The 14518-nt window shown below is 75.2% G+C and carries 14 protein-coding genes; 6 read left to right on the top strand and 8 right to left on the bottom strand.

The features are described 5' to 3' along the window. Positions 1 to 8: 8 nt before the first annotated feature. Complete coding sequence (gene dgoD / locus ACI79R_RS23195; RefSeq protein ID WP_456576049.1) at positions 9 to 1157, bottom strand: galactonate dehydratase; 1149 nt, start codon at positions 1155 to 1157, stop codon at positions 9 to 11. A 77-nt stretch (positions 1158 to 1234) separates the two neighbouring features. Beyond that, positions 1235 to 2671, bottom strand: coding sequence for a sugar porter family MFS transporter (locus tag ACI79R_RS23190; RefSeq protein ID WP_456576048.1), 1437 nt, complete (start codon positions 2669 to 2671; stop codon positions 1235 to 1237). Positions 2672 to 2871: 200 nt separating this feature from the next. On the opposite strand from ACI79R_RS23190, the gene ACI79R_RS23185 reads away from it, so the two are divergent. From ACI79R_RS23185 to ACI79R_RS23170, 4 genes are all read left to right on the top strand, one after another. Continuing rightward, positions 2872 to 5316, top strand: a complete 2445-nt coding sequence (locus tag ACI79R_RS23185) for a molybdopterin oxidoreductase family protein (protein ID WP_456576047.1) — start codon at positions 2872 to 2874, stop codon at positions 5314 to 5316. Beyond that, the gene (locus ACI79R_RS23180; RefSeq protein ID WP_456576046.1) at positions 5313 to 5795 is read left to right on the top strand and encodes a hypothetical protein; all 483 of its coding nucleotides are present in this window, start codon (positions 5313 to 5315) and stop codon (positions 5793 to 5795) included. The genes ACI79R_RS23185 and ACI79R_RS23180 overlap by 4 nt, the downstream gene beginning before the upstream one ends. A gap of 1 nt (position 5796) precedes the next feature. Then, positions 5797 to 6459 (top strand): GPR1/FUN34/YaaH family transporter, encoded by a 663-nt coding sequence (locus ACI79R_RS23175; protein ID WP_456576045.1) that lies wholly within the window; start codon positions 5797 to 5799, stop codon positions 6457 to 6459. Positions 6460 to 6546: 87 nt separating this feature from the next. Next, the gene (locus ACI79R_RS23170) at positions 6547 to 7059 is read left to right on the top strand and encodes a universal stress protein (protein WP_456576044.1); all 513 of its coding nucleotides are present in this window, start codon (positions 6547 to 6549) and stop codon (positions 7057 to 7059) included. A gap of 13 nt (positions 7060 to 7072) precedes the next feature. Here the strand turns inward: ACI79R_RS23170 and ACI79R_RS23165 are convergent, their stop codons facing one another. After that, complete coding sequence (locus ACI79R_RS23165; RefSeq protein WP_456576043.1) at positions 7073 to 8062, bottom strand: TauD/TfdA family dioxygenase; 990 nt, start codon at positions 8060 to 8062, stop codon at positions 7073 to 7075. Positions 8063 to 8258: 196 nt separating this feature from the next. Between ACI79R_RS23165 and ACI79R_RS23160 the strand changes: the two genes are divergently transcribed. After that, positions 8259 to 9512 carry an NAD(P)/FAD-dependent oxidoreductase gene (locus ACI79R_RS23160; RefSeq protein WP_456576042.1) on the top strand — a complete coding sequence of 418 codons (1254 nt, stop codon included), beginning with the start codon at positions 8259 to 8261 and terminating at the stop codon, positions 9510 to 9512. 42 nt (positions 9513 to 9554) lie between these two features. On the opposite strand, the gene dmpG is transcribed toward ACI79R_RS23160, so the two are convergent. From dmpG to ACI79R_RS23145, 3 genes are read right to left on the bottom strand one after another with little or no spacing between them, the layout of a single operon-like run. Then, the gene (gene dmpG / locus ACI79R_RS23155; RefSeq protein ID WP_456576041.1) at positions 9555 to 10580 is read right to left on the bottom strand and encodes a 4-hydroxy-2-oxovalerate aldolase; all 1026 of its coding nucleotides are present in this window, start codon (positions 10578 to 10580) and stop codon (positions 9555 to 9557) included. A 1-nt stretch (position 10581) separates the two neighbouring features. Continuing rightward, positions 10582 to 11526: an acetaldehyde dehydrogenase (acetylating) gene (locus ACI79R_RS23150; RefSeq protein WP_456576040.1), complete on the bottom strand. Its 945-nt coding sequence runs from the start codon at positions 11524 to 11526 to the stop codon at positions 10582 to 10584. Continuing rightward, a complete protein-coding gene (locus ACI79R_RS23145; protein ID WP_456576039.1) occupies positions 11523 to 12338 on the bottom strand; it encodes a 2-keto-4-pentenoate hydratase in 816 nt (271 codons plus the stop codon). The genes ACI79R_RS23150 and ACI79R_RS23145 overlap by 4 nt, the downstream gene beginning before the upstream one ends. 68 nt (positions 12339 to 12406) lie before the next feature. On the opposite strand from ACI79R_RS23145, the gene ACI79R_RS23140 reads away from it, so the two are divergent. Further along, positions 12407 to 13162, top strand: coding sequence for an IclR family transcriptional regulator (locus ACI79R_RS23140; protein WP_456576038.1), 756 nt, complete (start codon positions 12407 to 12409; stop codon positions 13160 to 13162). Here the strand turns inward: ACI79R_RS23140 and ACI79R_RS23135 are convergent. After that, positions 13159 to 13818 (bottom strand): hypothetical protein, encoded by a 660-nt coding sequence (locus tag ACI79R_RS23135; RefSeq protein WP_456576037.1) that lies wholly within the window; start codon positions 13816 to 13818, stop codon positions 13159 to 13161. The two genes, ACI79R_RS23140 and ACI79R_RS23135, sit on opposite strands and share 4 nt — an antisense overlap. A 71-nt stretch (positions 13819 to 13889) precedes the next feature. Next, on the bottom strand, positions 13890 to 14518 hold a 629-nt coding region (locus ACI79R_RS23130; RefSeq protein ID WP_456576036.1), incomplete at its 5' end, for a sensor histidine kinase.

The following is a 14518-nucleotide window of genomic DNA, read 5'->3' as shown; positions in this document are numbered from 1 at the left end:
GCCCGCGGTCACCACTCGGCGAACGAGCCGTCCGGATGGCGCCAGACCGGCCCGCGCCACCGGTGCCCGCGCTCGGCCGCCCGGCGGACGGCGGCCTCGTCGACCTCGATGCCGAGCCCGGGACCGGTCGGGCGCGCGCACCAGCCGTCGCCGAAGGCGAACACCGACGGGTCGACGAGGTAGTCGAGCAGGTCCGACGTGGTGTTGTAGTGGATGCCCAGGCTCTGTTCCTGGATGAGGACGTTGGGGGTGGCGAGGTCCACCTGCAGGCAGGCCGCCAGGGCGATGGGGCCGAGCGGGCAGTGCGGCGCCAGCAGGACGTCGAAGGTCTCGGCCAGCGCGGCGATCCGCCGGACCTCGGAGATCCCGCCGGCGTGGGCGACGTCGGGCTGGGCGACGGCGATGCCGGCCTGCAGCACGGGCAGGAAGTCCGCGCGGCCGTAGAGCCGCTCGCCGGTGGCCACCGGGACGGTGGTGGCCGAGACGACGTCGCGCAGCCGGGTGGGGCCGTGCTCGGGCAGGACCGGCTCCTCGACGAACATCGGCCGCAGCGGCTCGAGCTCGGCGACGATGCGCCGGGACATGGGCGTGGTGAACCGGCCGTGGAAGTCCAGGGCGAAGTCGCCGTCGGGGCCCATCGCCTCGCGCGCCGCGGCGGCCAGCGCGAGCGTCCGGTCGATCGCGGCGGTCGTGTCCAGCGGGCCCATGCGGCCGGAGGCGTTGAGCTTGACGGCGGTGAAGCCGGCCGCCCGCTGGGCCGCGGCGGCGTCGGCGATCTCCGCCGGCTCGTCACCGCCGATCCAGCTGTAGACGCGGACGCGGTCGCGCACCGGCCCCCCGAGCAGCTGGTGGACCGGCACGCCGTAGGTCCGGCCGGCGATGTCCCACAGCGCCTGGTCCAGCCCCGCGACCGCCGAGGAGAACACCGGCCCGCCGCGGTAGAAGCCGGACCTGGACAGGACCTGCCAGTGGTCCTCGATCCGCAGCGGATCGGCGCCGAGGAGCAGGTCGGCGAGCTCGTGCACCGCCGCCTCGACGGTGGCGCTGCGCCCCTCCAGCGTGGCCTCGCCCCACCCGCTGGGCCCCTCGTCGGTGGACACCTTCACGAACAGCCAGCGGGGCGGCACGAGGAAGGTCTCGATGCCGGTGATCCTCATCCCCGGGAGTGTGCGGGGGCCGGGCGCGGCGCGCCACGGTCCCCTTGCCGGGGGTCCGGCGGGCCCGGCCGACCCGTCTAGCGGGAGCCGGCGAAGTCGGCCGGCCGGAAGCGCCCCTCGGACAGCCGGCTCTCGATCTGCTCGAGGCTGCGGCCGGTGAGCTCGGGCATGCGCCGGTACAGGAAGACGAACGCCGCGACGTTGAACGCCGCGTACAGCCAGAAGGTCTGCCCCGTGCCGATCGTGTCGATGATGCTGAGCAGGGTCAGCGTGATCAGCAGGTTGGTGCCCCAGAGCGACGCCGACTGCGCCGCGGCGCCGGCCTCGCGGGTGGCGAGGGGGTAGATCTCCGAGCCGGTCAGCCAGCCCATGAGCTGGATGCCACCCGCGGTGAAGGCCATGAAGGCGATCAGCGTGGCGATGATGTAGGGCACCTGGGCCTCGCCGTCGTTGCCGGTGACGAAGAAGGTGCCGAGCACGACGAGCGCCAGGGCTGCTCCGGGCAGGGTCAGCAGGGTCAGCCGCCGCCGGCCGACGCGGTCGATGATCGCCAGGCCGATCAGCTGCGTGACCAGGTACGTCGCGCCGAGCGCGACCGAGACCCGGAGGGCGGCGGTGTCGGAGAAGCCGTTGTCGGTGAGGATCGTCGGCGAGTAGTAGACGATCATCTCGATGCCCGACAGCTGGGTGAAGACGGCCAGGCCGCAGCCCACGACCAGCGCCGGCCGCACCCAGGCCTTGCGCAGGCCGGACCAGCCACGGGTGCTGGCCTGCCGCTCGGCGTCCACCAGCTCGTCGATGTCGTGCAGCTCGCCGGAGACGTCGGTGCCCTGGGGGCGGACCCGCTCGAGCGCCTCCCGTGCCCGGTCGTCGTGGCCGGCCTTGACCAGCCAGCGCGGGCTGTCGGGCAGCCGGAGCATGAGCAGCAGCATCAGCGCGCTCGGGACCACGGCCGCGCCGATGGCCAGCCGCCAGTCGACGGCCTCGGTCGCCCCGACGATGGTCGCGACGAGGATGCCGACGCCGATGGCGATCTGGAAGAACAGCACCAGCCGGCCCCGGTACCTGCTCGGCGCCAGCTCCGCGACGTACACCGGAGCGGTCTGCGTGGCGCCACCGACGGCGAAGCCGAGGACCACGCGGGCCAGCGACAGGGTGATGGGGTCGGGCGCCAGCGAGGCCGCGAGCGAGCCGACGACGAACACCGTGGCGACGACGAGCAGGGTGGTGCGGCGGCCCAGCCGCTCGCTGAGCCGGCTGCACACCAGGGCCCCGATCACCGCGCCGGCCAGGATCGAGGCCGCGATGACCTGCTCCCAGCCGCTGCCGATGCCGAACTCGTCGCTGATCTGCAGCAGCGCCCCGGAGATGATGCCGGTGTCGTAGCCGTACAGCAGGCCCGAGATCGCCGACACCAGTGCCACGACCACCACGGCGCCGGTCAGCCCGCCGCCGTCGTCCCGCGTCGTCGGGCCGCCCGGAGCGGTTGGTGCGTGCCCCTCGACCTCGGCCATCGGGTCCTCTCGTCGGCGTGGCAGCGCGTCGCCGCCACGCTACGGGCGGGGGCGGCCGAGCGCCTGGGCAGCGCGGTGGCCGGCTCTCCGGGGATGGGGCCGCGGTCGCTCCGTCGAGGTGCGGTTGACCGCGTGACCGCGGGTATGGGGATCGCGGCCCCGAGACCGCGGGTCGACGGGCACGCAGGAGGAGCGAGCGGATGCCGCGGACCGACCGGATCGCCGAACCGTGGGGGACACGGACGCCGTACGGGCCGGGGGAGCCCTGGCCGGTACGGGTCGACCGCTACCTCGCCGACGGGCTCACCGAGGAGGACGTCGACCGCTGGGTGCAGACGGCGTCGATCCTGCACTCCAACGGGGACGCCTACGACATGGCGGTGAAGGACGGCCGGATCGTGGGCGTCCGCGGCCGGGCCGTGGACCGGGTCAACCACGGCCGGCTGGGGCCCAAGGACCTGTTCGGCTGGCAGGCCAACACCTCCCCGGACCGGCTCACGAGGCCGTTGATCCGCCGCGACGGCGAGCTGGTGGAGACCGACTGGGACACCGCGATGGCCGCGGTCGCCGGGCGGTGCCGGGAGCTGCTGGACGAGCGGGGGCCCAGTTCGATCGCGTTCTACACCACCGGGCAGCTGTTCCTGGAGGAGTACTACACGCTGGGCCTGATCGCCCACGGCGGCATCGGCACCAACCACGTCGACGGCAACACCCGGCTGTGCACCGCCACCGCCGCCGCGGCGCTGAAGGAGACGTTCGGCTCCGACGGGCAGCCCGGGTCCTACACCGACGTCGACTCCGCCGACGTCATCTGCCTGTACGGGCACAACATGGCCGAGACCCAGACGGTGCTGTGGACCCGGGTGCTGGACCGGCTGGCCGGGCCCAACCCGCCGCAGATCATCTGCGTCGACCCGCGGGAGACCCCGGTGGCCCGGGCGGCGACGGTGCATCTGGCGCCGCGGCCGGGCACCAACGTGATGCTGATGAACGCGCTGCTGCACGAGGTCATCGGCAACGGCTGGATCGACTCCGGCTACGTCGAGGCGCACACCGTCGGCTTCGTGGAACTGGCGAAGCGGGTGGCCGACTACCCGCCCGAGGTCGCCGCCGAGGTGTGCGACGTGCCGGCGGAGCAGATCCGGGAGGCCGCGCGGATCATCGGGTCCGCCGAGCGGCTGCTCTCGACCGTGCTGCAGGGCTTCTACCAGTCGCACCAGGCCACTGCGGCCGCCGTCCAGGTCAACAACCTCAACGTCGTCCGCGGCATGATCGGCAAGCCGGGTTGCGGGATCCTGCAGATGAACGGCCAGCCCACCGCGCAGAACACCCGCGAGGCCGGCGCCGACGGCGACCTGCCGGCCTTCCGCAACTGGTCCAACGACAGCCACATCCAGGACCTGGCGCGGGTCTGGAACGTCGATCCGATGGACATCCCGCACTACTCGCCGCCGACGCACATCATGCAGCAGCTGCGCTACATCGAGGAGGGGTCGATCCGGTTCTTCTACGTCACCGCGACCAACCCCGCGGTGTCCCTGCCCGAGCTCGCCCGGGTCCGCTCGCTGCTGTCGCAGGAGCAGCTGTTCCTCGTCGTGCAGGACATCTTCCTGTCCGAGACCGCGCAGCTGGCCGACGTCGTCCTGCCCGCGGCCACCTGGGGGGAGAAGACCGGCACCTTCACCAACGTCGACCGCACGGTGCACCTGTCGGAGAAGGCGGTCGACCCGCCGGGCGAGGCCCGGCCCGACCTGGACATCCTGATCGACTTCGCCCGCCGGCTGGACCTGCGCGACAAGGACGGCGCCCCGCTGGTGAAGTGGACCGACCCCGAGGGTGCCTTCGAGGGATGGAAGGAGTGCTCGCGCGGCCGGCCGTGCGACTACACCGGCCTGTCCTACGACAGGCTGCGCGGCGGCAGCGGCATCCAGTGGCCGGTCACCGACGAGCACCCCGACGGCACCGAGCACATCTACGTCGACGGAAGGTTCTGGGCGCAGCCGGACTACTGCGAGAGCTACGGGCGCGACCTGGTGACCGGCGCTCCGCTGGACGAGACCGAGTACCGGGCGTTGAACCCGGCGGGGAAGGCGGTGCTCAAGGCTGCCGAGTACCTGCCCCCGCACGAGCTGCCCGATGCCGACTTCCCGTTCCAGCTCATCACCGGCCGCACGCTGTACCACTTCCACACCCGGACGAAGACCGCCCGTGCGCCCCAGCTGCAGGCCGCCGCCCCCGAGGTGTGGGTCGAGATGTCGGCCGCCGACGCCGCCGACCGCGGCTGGACCGAAGGCGACCTGCTCGAGGTCCGGACGCCGCGGGGACGGGTCGAGGCACGAGTGCGGATCAGCGGCATCCGGCCCGGGGTGCTGTTTCTCCCCTTCCACTACGGCTACTGGGACGAACCGGGCGGGCACGCGCCCGACGGGTCCGGCCGGGCGGCCAACGAGCTGACCCTCACCGACTGGGACGCCTGCTCCAAGCAGCCGATCTTCAAGACCGCGGCGGCCGCGGTCCGCCGGCTGGCCGAGGGCACCGCCCCGTCGTCCGCGCCCACCACGACCGGGTCGCGACCGGTGTCCGGGGCCGTCCCGCCGACGACCGGCGGACCGGATGCGCTGGCCGAGGAGGTGAGCGCGCGATGAAGCTGGGGCTGGCGATCGAGGAGCTGCACCGCTCCGAGAACCACCTCGCCCGCGTGCTGCTGGCCGTCTCCGACCGGCACAAGGCCGACCACGAGGTCTTCTACGTCGCGCGCGACATCGCCCGCTGGTCGCAGCGGCACGTGACCGAGCTCGCCCGCATCGGGCACGACTTCGGCGTCGCGCTCGACCCCGAGCCCGAGGGCGAGCCGGGCATCCTGGAGCGGATCCAGCAGGCGACGTCGGACCTGCTCGGCCGCCGTCCGGAGCCCGGCCTGCTGCTGCTCGCCGACCTGCGGCACGTGCACCGCGAGGCCGCCGGGGTGTCGCTGGACTGGGAGCTGCTCGCCCAGGCCGCGCAGGGCGCCCGCAAGCGGGAGTTGCTGGAACTGGCCGAGCGCTGCCACCCGGACACGTTGCGGCAGATGCGCTGGGCCAACGCCAAGCTCAAGGAGTCCGCGACCCAGGCGCTGGTGAGCTGAGATGACCGAGCTCCAGTCCCGGGTCGTCCTGCGTCCGATCGCCACCCCGCTGCCGCTCGGCTTCCTGGCACTGGCCGTCGCCACCGTGCTGTTCAGCGCCGTCCAGCTGGGCTGGATCGCTGCGACCGAGGGCCGGATCGCCGCGCTGACCGCGCTGGCCGCCACGGTGCCGCTGCAGCTGCTCGCCTCGGTCGTCGGGTTCCTGGCGCGCGACCCGGCGGCCGCCACGGGGATGGGCGTCCTGTCCGGCACCTGGGCGGTCGTCGGGTTCACCACGCTCACCTCGCCCCCGGGCGCGGTCAGTGACGGCCTCGGCGTCTTCCTGCTGACCGCGGGGCTGGCCATGGTCGTCCCGGCGGCCGCGGCGGCCGGCAGCAAGCTGGTCCCCGCTGCGGTCATGGCGCTGGCCGGCACCCGGTTCCTCGTCACGGGGGTCTACGAGCTCACCGGGTCGGCCGGATGGAAGGTCGCCGCCGGCTGGGTGGGACTGGCTCTCGCCGCCGTCGCGCTCTACGCGGCACTCGCCCTGGAGCTCGAGGGAGCCCGGCAGCGGACCGTGCTGCCGGTCGGCCGGCACGGTCAGGGCCGGGCGGCCGTCGACGGCGACGCACCGGTGCGGGCGGCCGACCTCCGGGGCGAGGCCGGCATCCGCCCGCAGCTGTGAGGGGGGTGTCCTCGGTCCCTACCCCGTAGCCGGGGGACCGGGCACCGTGGACGCCGTCGGCACGCTCCTGACCCGAGGGGAGTGGGAATGGCACAGGGTCTCGACCACCCCGCCGTCGACGGCGGGGTGGTCGTCGGTCACGACGGGTCCGCGTGCGCGCAGGAGGCGCTGGTCTGGGCCGCCGGGCTGGCCGGCCGTGCCCGGCTGCCGCTGCACGTGGTCCGCTGCTGGTCGATCCCGACAGCGCCCCGGCCACGCACCTGGGAGCCGGGGTACGTGCCGCCGCTGGCCGACTTCGCGCAGGCCGTGCGGGAGCAGCTGGACGCCTGCGTGGCGCAGGCACGGCTGGACCCCTCGGTGGAGGTGCACACCCACGCGGTGCACGGTGCCCCGATCGAGTCGCTGCTCGCGGTGGCGCGTGCGGCGGACCTGCTCGTCGTGGGGGCGCGCGGGCACGGCGGCTTCGCCCGCCGGCTGCTCGGCTCGGTCAGCGACCAGTGCGTGCACCGGGCACCGTGCCCGGTGACGGTGGTGCGCCACGGTGCCGGCCGGTCCTGGCCGGTGTCCGCGGCGGCCGGTGCCGGAGCGGCGCCGGTCTGACGCCGCTCCGGGCTCAGCTGTACCGGGCCGGGACGATCCGCCCGCCGACCGGCCGCGCGTGGTGCGACCGGAGCAGGTCGCGCACGACGAACGAGCGCATGACGAAGCGCTGGGTGCCGTCGTAGCGCGGCGAGAACGACGACCGGCCGTGGATGGCGCGGTGGTTGTCCAGGAGCAGGAGGTCGCCCGGGGCGAGGACGTGCTCCCGGCGGTGCGCGCAGTACAGGTCGACGACCTCCTGCAGGAGCTCCTGCGCCTCCGGGGTGGTGCCGCGCTGCAGGTCCTGGTCGAACCGGAAGGTCGGGTCCTCGGCCGGTCCGGCGAGGACGGGGAAGGGCCCGCGGACGTCGCCGTCCACGAACGCGGTGCCGCCGAGCCGGAAGCTCTGGTCGACCTCGAAGGTCCACAGCGGCCGCCGCAGCAGCGCCTCCTGCGCCGGGGTGAGGTGCGGCAGCAGATCGGTGGCGGGGAAGACGTAGGTGGCCGCGGCCGGGTCGCCGCGCAGGCACATCAGCGAGACGACGTCCGGCCCCAGCGCGCTGAAGCTCTGCTCGGTGTGCGCCTCGAGCACCACCCGGGAGCTCAGCGAGGTCTGCGTGTCGGCCATCGCGGGGGAGGGGACCATGTCCTGGAACAGCCGCCCGCCCGCCTCGGCCTCGTAGCCGAGCATGTGCCCGAGGCAGCTGTTGACGACGGCCTGGATGCGGGCCGCCTCGGTGGTCTCCCCGACGTGGGCGCGGTTGTCGTCCGGGGTCGGGGGCACGTCGCGCACCGGCAGGCCGCGGAGGACGAGGATCCCGCTCGCGCTGCCGTACAGGTCGAAGCAGTGCAGGACGTCCCACAGCGACTCCGGAACCCGCCGGGCCGCCCGCGCGGCCTGGTCCGAGAAGCCGGCGGGATCGGTGGCCGGATCGGCGGTGACCGTCGCCGCGAGCTCGACCAGGGCGGCGACCTCGGCGCCGCTGACCGGGTGGCTGTCGGGGGCGACCGTGCGACGGGACATCCGGACCTCCGTTCTCGGGCCGATCCGAGAACGGTAGCCCGATCCCGGCCGGCGCAGGGGCGCCCGCGGCGCCCGTTGCCGACGGACGGCAAGGCGCGGCGGTGCCGGTTGTCCGGCGCCGGCCCTGGGCGGCGGGGGCTCGCCCGGGGAGGGTCGGGCAGCGGACGGCACGCCCGGATCGGGGGAGGGAGCGCACATGTCCTCGGAGCAGGTGCCCCGGAACGTCGCGGTGGTCGGCGCCGGCATGGTGGGCCTGTCGACGGCCTGGTTCCTGCAGGAGGCCGGCGCCGCGGTCACCGTCTACGACCGCGGGTCGGCGGGGGCCGGCGCCTCCTGGGGGAACGCCGGGTGGCTCACCCCCGCGCTGGTCGCACCGCTGCCGGAGCCGGCGGTGCTGCGCTACGGCCTGCGGGCGGTGCTCAGCCCCCGCTCGCCGGTCTACCTGCCCCCGCGCGCCGACCGGACGCTGCTGCGCTTCCTCGCCGGCTTCGTGCGGCACAGCACCGCGGCTGCCTGGCGCCGCGGCCTGGCCGCCTGCCTGCCGCTCAGCGAGCGGTCGCTGGACGCCTTCGACGCGCTGGCCGCGGGCGGTGTCCCGGCGACGACCCACCCGGCGGAGCCGTTCCTGGCCGCCTTCCGGCGCGAGCGCGACGCCGAGCGGCTGTGCGCCGAGCTGGAGGCCATCCGGGACGCCGGCCGGCGGATCGGGTTCGCCCCGGTCACCGGCTGGCGGGTGCGGGCCTCGGAGCCGGTGCTCACCGACCGGATCGGCGCGGCGGTGCAGATTCCCGGCCAGCGGTACCTGCACCCGCCCGGGTTCGTCGCCGGCCTGGCATCCGCCGTCCGGACGCGCGGGGGCGAGCTCGTGCCGAACACGGAGGTGGCCGCCCTGCAGCCGGGGCCGCGCGGCGTCACGGTCGTGACCGCCGCCGGGGAACGGCAGCGCCACGACGCGGTCGTCGTCGCCAGTGGCGCCGAGCTCGGCCGGCTGGCGGCGCCGTTCGGCGTCCGCCGGCCGGTGCAGGCCGGCCGGGGGTACAGCTTCAGCGTGCCGGTGGCGCGCATGCCGCGCGGTCCGCTGTACTTCCCGGCCGAGCGCGTGGCGCTCACGCCGCTGGGCGGCCGGCTGCGGGTGGCCGGGATGATGGAGTTCCGCCGCCATGGCGACCCGCTCGACCCCCGGCGCGTCGACGCGATCGTCGAGGCGGTCCGCCCGTACCTCACCGGCGTGGCCCTCGACGACCGGCGCGACGAGTGGGTCGGCTCGCGGCCGTGCACGCCCGACGGGCTGCCGCTGCTCGGGCCGACCGCCGCCCCGCGGGTCTTCGTCGCCGGCGGGCACGGCATGTGGGGCATCGTGCTGGGCCCGGTGAGCGGCCAGCTGGTCGCCCAGGCCGTGCTGAAGGGCGAGACGCCGGCCGAGCTGGCGCCGTTCGACCCGCTGCGCTGACCCCGCCGGCGCCGGCGCGGGAGCGCGCCGGCGCCGGGGTCCTCAGGCGGTCGCCGCCTCCCGCTCGGCGACGAGCGTGAGCGCGATGTCGTAGATCATGTCCTCCTGGCCGCCCACGAGGCGCCGCCGTCCGCACTCCATGAGCAGGTCCCGCACGTCGAGGTCGTACCGCTGCGAGGCGACCTCGGCGTGCCGCAGGAACGACGAGTACACGCCGGCGTAGCCCAGCGTCAGGGTCTCGCGGTCGACGCGCACCGGGCGGTCCTGCAGCGGCCGCACGATGTCGTCGGCGGCGTCCTGCAGCGCGAACAGGTCGCAGCGGTGCTCGAAGCCCATCAGGTCGGCCACCGCGACGAACGCCTCGATCGGGCAGTTGCCGGCCCCGGCGCCGTGACCGGCCAGCGACGCGTCCACCCGGTACACGCCGTTCTGCACCGCGACCACGGAGTTGGCCACCGACAGCGAGAGGTTCTCGTGGGCGTGGATGCCGATCTCCGTCTCCGGCTGCAGCACGTCGCGGTAGGCCCGGACCCGGGCGGCGACGTCGTCCATGGTCAGCCGCCCGCCGGAGTCGGTGACGTACACGCAGTGGGCGCCGTAGGACTCCATGAGCCGCGCCTGGCCGGCCAGCTGCTCCGGCTCGGCCATGTGCGACAGCATGAGGAAGCCCGAGACGTCCATGCCGAGCTCGCGCGCCGCGGCGATGTGCTGCGCGGAGATGTCGGCCTCGGTGCAGTGGGTGGCCACGCGCACCGAGCGGACGCCGAGGTCGTAGGCGCGCTCCAGCTCGTGGATGGTGCCGACGCCGGGCAGCAGCAGCGTGGTGAGCCGGGCGCGCTGCAGCACCGAGGCGGCGGCCTCGATCCACTCCCAGTCGGTGTTGGAGCCGGGGCCGTAGTTGATCGACCCGCCGGCGAGGCCGTCGCCGTGGGCCACCTCGATGGCGTCGACGCCGGCCTCGTCGAGCGCGCTGACGATGCGCCGGACGTCGGCCGGGGTGATGCGGTGCCGGACGGCGTGCATGCCGTCCCGCAGCGTGACGTCCTGGACGAAGATCGGGGTGCTCACGTCAGTGGTCGCCCTTCCCGGCGGCGATCCGCTCGCCGACCTGCAGCGCCGCGGAGGTCATGATGTCGAGGTTGCCGGCGTACGCCGGGAGGTAGTGGGCCGCGCCCTCGACCTCGAGGAACACCGACACCTGGTGGGTCGGCCGGGGCGCGCCGCCGGCGAGCAGCGTCTCGACCGGCTGGTCGGCGGGGATCTCGCTGATCTGCACCCGCTGCTTGAGCCGGTAGCCGCCCACGTAGGCCGACACGTCGGCCACCATCTTCTCGACCGACTGCCGGATCTCGTCGTGCGTGGCGGGGTCGGCCGCCTCGACCAGCGCGAAGACGGTGTCGCGCATGATCAGCGGCGGCTCGGCCGGGTTCAGCACGATGATCGCCTTGCCGCGGGCCGCGCCGCCGACCTGGACGATCGCCTGCGACGTCGTCTCGGTGAACTCGTCGATGTTGGCCCGGGTGCCGGGTCCCGCCGACTTCGAGGCGATCGAGGCGACGATCTCGGCGTAGGCCACCGGCACGACGCGGGAGATCGCGGCCACGATCGGGATCGTGGCCTGGCCGCCGCAGGTGACCATGTTGAGGTTCGGCGCGTCGAGGTGCTCCTCGAGGTTGACCGCCGGGACGACGTAGGGCCCGATGGCCGCCGGGGTCAGGTCGACCAGCCGCTTGCCCAGGGGCTGCAGCGTGCCGGCGTTGTGCTCGTGGGCCTTGGCCGACGTCGCGTCGAAGACGATCTCGATCTCGTCGAAGCCGTCCAGCGCCATGAGGCCCTCGACGCCGTCGGACGTCGTCGCGACGCCGAACCGCCGGGCGCGGGCGAGACCGTCGGAGTCGGGGTCGATGCCGACCATGGCGCCCATCTCGAGGTGCTGGCTGGTGCGCAGCACCTTGATCATCAGGTCGGTGCCGATGTTGCCCGAGCCGATGATCGCGACCTTGGTCCGGCTCATGCCTGCTCCTCGCCGGGGAAGGTGGCCGAGACCGAGCCCAGCCCGGAGATGGTGACGGTGACCCGCGCGCCCGGGGGGATGGCGGCCATGGGACCGAGGGCCCCGGAGAGCACCACCTGGCCGGCCCGCAGCGGCTCGCCGAACTCCCGGGCCGTGCGCGCCAGCCACAGCACCGCGTTGAGCGGGTCGCCGAGGCAGGCCGCGCCCGTGCCGGTCGACACCTCGGTGCCGTCGACGGTCATCGACATCGTGACCTCGGCGGGCTCGAACCCGGCCAGCGTGCGCCGCTGGGAGCCCAGCACGTAGACGCCGGAGGAGGCGTTGTCGGCGACGGTGTCGGCGAAGGTGATGTCCCAGCCGGCCACCCGGCTGCCGCACACCTCGATGGCGGCGACGGCGTGGTCGATCGCCGCGCGCACCCGGGCGAGGTCCAGCTCGCCCTCGGCGAGGTCGGCACCGAGGACGAACGCGACCTCGGCCTCGGCCTTGGGCTGCAGCACCGCGCCGTGGGGCACGGCGGCGCCGTCGGCGTAGGCCATGTCGTCGAAGAGGACGCCGAAGTCGGGCTGGTCCACCCCGATCTGGCGCTGCACCGCCTCCGAGGTCAGGCCGATCTTGCGGCCGACGACGGTCGCGCCGGCGGCGAGGCGGGCCGCGGTGATGCGGGACTGCACGGCGTACGCCGCCGCCAGGTCACCGGAACCGATGAGCTCGCGCACCGGCGCGCAGGGCACGCCGGTGCGGGCGGCGGTGAGCAGCCGCTCGGCGGCGGCGTCGAGGGCCGGGGCCGCCACGGGAGAGGGGGAGTCCATGGCCGCAGCCTGCGGCCCAGCGGCCCGGGAGGCCAGGACCGTGTTCCACTCACCGGTACGGTCGGGCGGTGGCGGCCGACCTGACCAGCGTGCTGGGCAAGGCCGTGGCCATCCTGCGGGCCTTCGGGCCCGACGAGCGGACGCTCTCCCTGGCCGAGCTGGCCCGCCGCACCGGCATCGCCAAGCCCACGGTGCACCGGATGGCCACCGACCTGGTCGAGCTCCGGCTGCTGGACCGCGACGAGGGGGGCTACCGGCTCAGCGGCGGGCTGTTCGAGCTCGGCATGCGGGCCGCGGTCGAGCGCAGCCTGCTCGAGCTGGCCATGCCCTTCCTGCAGGACCTGTACGAGCGCACCCACGAGACGGTGCACCTGGGCGTCGCGGAGGGCCCGGAGGTCGTGTACGTGGCCAAGATCGGCGGCCACCGCCAGGCGTCGTCCCCGTCGCGGCCGGGCGGGCGGATGCCGATGCACTGCACGGCCATCGGCAAGGTGCTGCTCGCCTTCGGCGAGCCGGAGGTGCAGCGCGCCGTCCTCGCCGGTCCGCTGGAGCGGCGCACGCCGCACACCGTCGTCGCCCCGGGGCTGCTGCGCCGGCAGCTGGAGCGGGTGCGCGAGACCGGCACCGCGTTCGAGCACGAGGAGTCGCGGCTCGGGCTGCAGTGCGTCGCGGCTCCGGTGCTGGACGCCGACGGCCGGCGTGCGGTGGCGGCGGTCAGCGTCACCGGGCCGGTGGGGCGGTTCCGGCCCGACGGCCACGCGGCCGCCGTCCGTGCCGCGGCGACCGGGCTGGCCAACGTGCTGTCGAAGCGGGACGGGCGCTAGCCGCGCGTGCCGCGGTCCGGCAGCCGCGGCGGCGCCGGCGGCGTGGTGAGCTCCCGGTAGGCGCTCGTGTGGGCGCGCAGCGCGGCCACCGCGTCGGCGACCTCGGTGTCGACCCGGCCGGCCGCCGCGGCCGCGCGCTCGGCGTCCTGCACGGCCTCGCAGACCTCGGCGACCATGTCGAGGAACGCCCGGGCCTCGGTCTCCAGGCGTGCGCCGTCGGTGCCGGCCGGGGCCACCGCCTGCTGGCGGAGCAGCCGCTCGAGCCGGACGCCCTCGCCCTCCAGCGACGGCAGCAGCGCCGGGATCTCGCCCAGGTGCGCCCCGGCAGCCGAGGCGGTGGCCACCCGCTCGCGCAGCCGCCCCCGGGCGCGCGCGAGCTCGAGCTGCAGCTCCGCCGCGGTGCGGCGGGAGCCGGCCGGCAGCCGGCGCGCGGCGACGGCGGTGGCACCCTGCGCGCCCAGCTCGCGCGCCCGGGCCACCAGCGGCGAGCGCCGCACCCGCCGGAGCAGCAGCCAGCCGGCGAGCACGGCGATCAGCAGCAGCACCGCCCCTGCCCCGGCGAGGACGGCGACCACCGTGGGGTCCAGGGACAGCAGCCACGACAGCTCGTCGTCGTCGGCACGGACGTCGAGGGCGGCTGCCTGCAGGGTGGGCATGGTGGTGCTGGCCTCCGGTGGTGGGTCGTCGTGCGGAGCAACGGCCGCGACGGCCCCGGCGGTTCCCGGGGTCACCCGGCTGCCGGCAGGCGCACGGTGACCCGGAGCCCGCCGGCGGAGCGTGCCGCGAGGGCCAGGGTGCCACCGTGCGCGGCGGCGATGCTGCCGACGATCGCCAGGCCCAGGCCGACCCCCGCGTGGTCGCCGCGGGTGCGGCCGGCGCCGCGCTGGAACGGCTCGGCGAGCGTCGCGACCAGCTCCGGGGACAGCCGCTCACCGCTGTTGTCGACGATCAGGACGGCGCCGGTGGCGTCGACGCCGGTCGTGATCCGGACCCAGCCCCCGGCCGGCAGGTTGTGGACGACGGCGTTCGACACGAGGTTCGCCGCCATCTGCAGCAGCAGCGCGGGGGAGCCGACGGTGGGCGCGGCGTCCCCGGTGGTCTCGACGGTGACCCCGCGCTTCTCCGCCAGCGGGAGCAGCGCCTCGGTGGCCTCCTCGGCCAGCAGCGAGAGGTCGACCGGCTCCCGGGGGAACGTCCCCTGCTCGGCCCGGCCGAGCAGCAGCAGCGCCTCGACCAGGTCGATCGCCCGGGCGTTGACGGCGGAGAGCCGGTCGACCAGCTCGCCGGGGGGGGGGGGGGGGGGGGGGCGCGCCCCGGGCGGCGCCGGCGGCCGGCTGGGGTGCGGGGGGGGCCGCG

Source organism: Blastococcus sp. SYSU D00820, from assembly GCF_054050695.1.
This window is presented reverse-complemented; position numbering and strand designations above follow the sequence as displayed.

Coding starts and splice junctions, on each gene's coding strand:
- dgoD (WP_456576049.1), bottom strand. CDS start 1,157: ATGAGGATCACCGGCATCGAGACCTTCCTCGTGCCGCCCCGCTGGCTG.
- ACI79R_RS23190 (WP_456576048.1), bottom strand. CDS start 2,671: ATGGCCGAGGTCGAGGGGCACGCACCAACCGCTCCGGGCGGCCCGACG.
- ACI79R_RS23185 (WP_456576047.1), top strand. CDS start 2,872: ATGCCGCGGACCGACCGGATCGCCGAACCGTGGGGGACACGGACGCCG.
- ACI79R_RS23180 (WP_456576046.1), top strand. CDS start 5,313: ATGAAGCTGGGGCTGGCGATCGAGGAGCTGCACCGCTCCGAGAACCAC.
- ACI79R_RS23175 (WP_456576045.1), top strand. CDS start 5,797: ATGACCGAGCTCCAGTCCCGGGTCGTCCTGCGTCCGATCGCCACCCCG.
- ACI79R_RS23170 (WP_456576044.1), top strand. CDS start 6,547: ATGGCACAGGGTCTCGACCACCCCGCCGTCGACGGCGGGGTGGTCGTC.
- ACI79R_RS23165 (WP_456576043.1), bottom strand. CDS start 8,062: ATGTCCCGTCGCACGGTCGCCCCCGACAGCCACCCGGTCAGCGGCGCC.
- ACI79R_RS23160 (WP_456576042.1), top strand. CDS start 8,259: ATGTCCTCGGAGCAGGTGCCCCGGAACGTCGCGGTGGTCGGCGCCGGC.
- ACI79R_RS23150 (WP_456576040.1), bottom strand. CDS start 11,526: ATGAGCCGGACCAAGGTCGCGATCATCGGCTCGGGCAACATCGGCACC.
- ACI79R_RS23145 (WP_456576039.1), bottom strand. CDS start 12,338: ATGGACTCCCCCTCTCCCGTGGCGGCCCCGGCCCTCGACGCCGCCGCC.
- ACI79R_RS23135 (WP_456576037.1), bottom strand. CDS start 13,818: ATGCCCACCCTGCAGGCAGCCGCCCTCGACGTCCGTGCCGACGACGAC.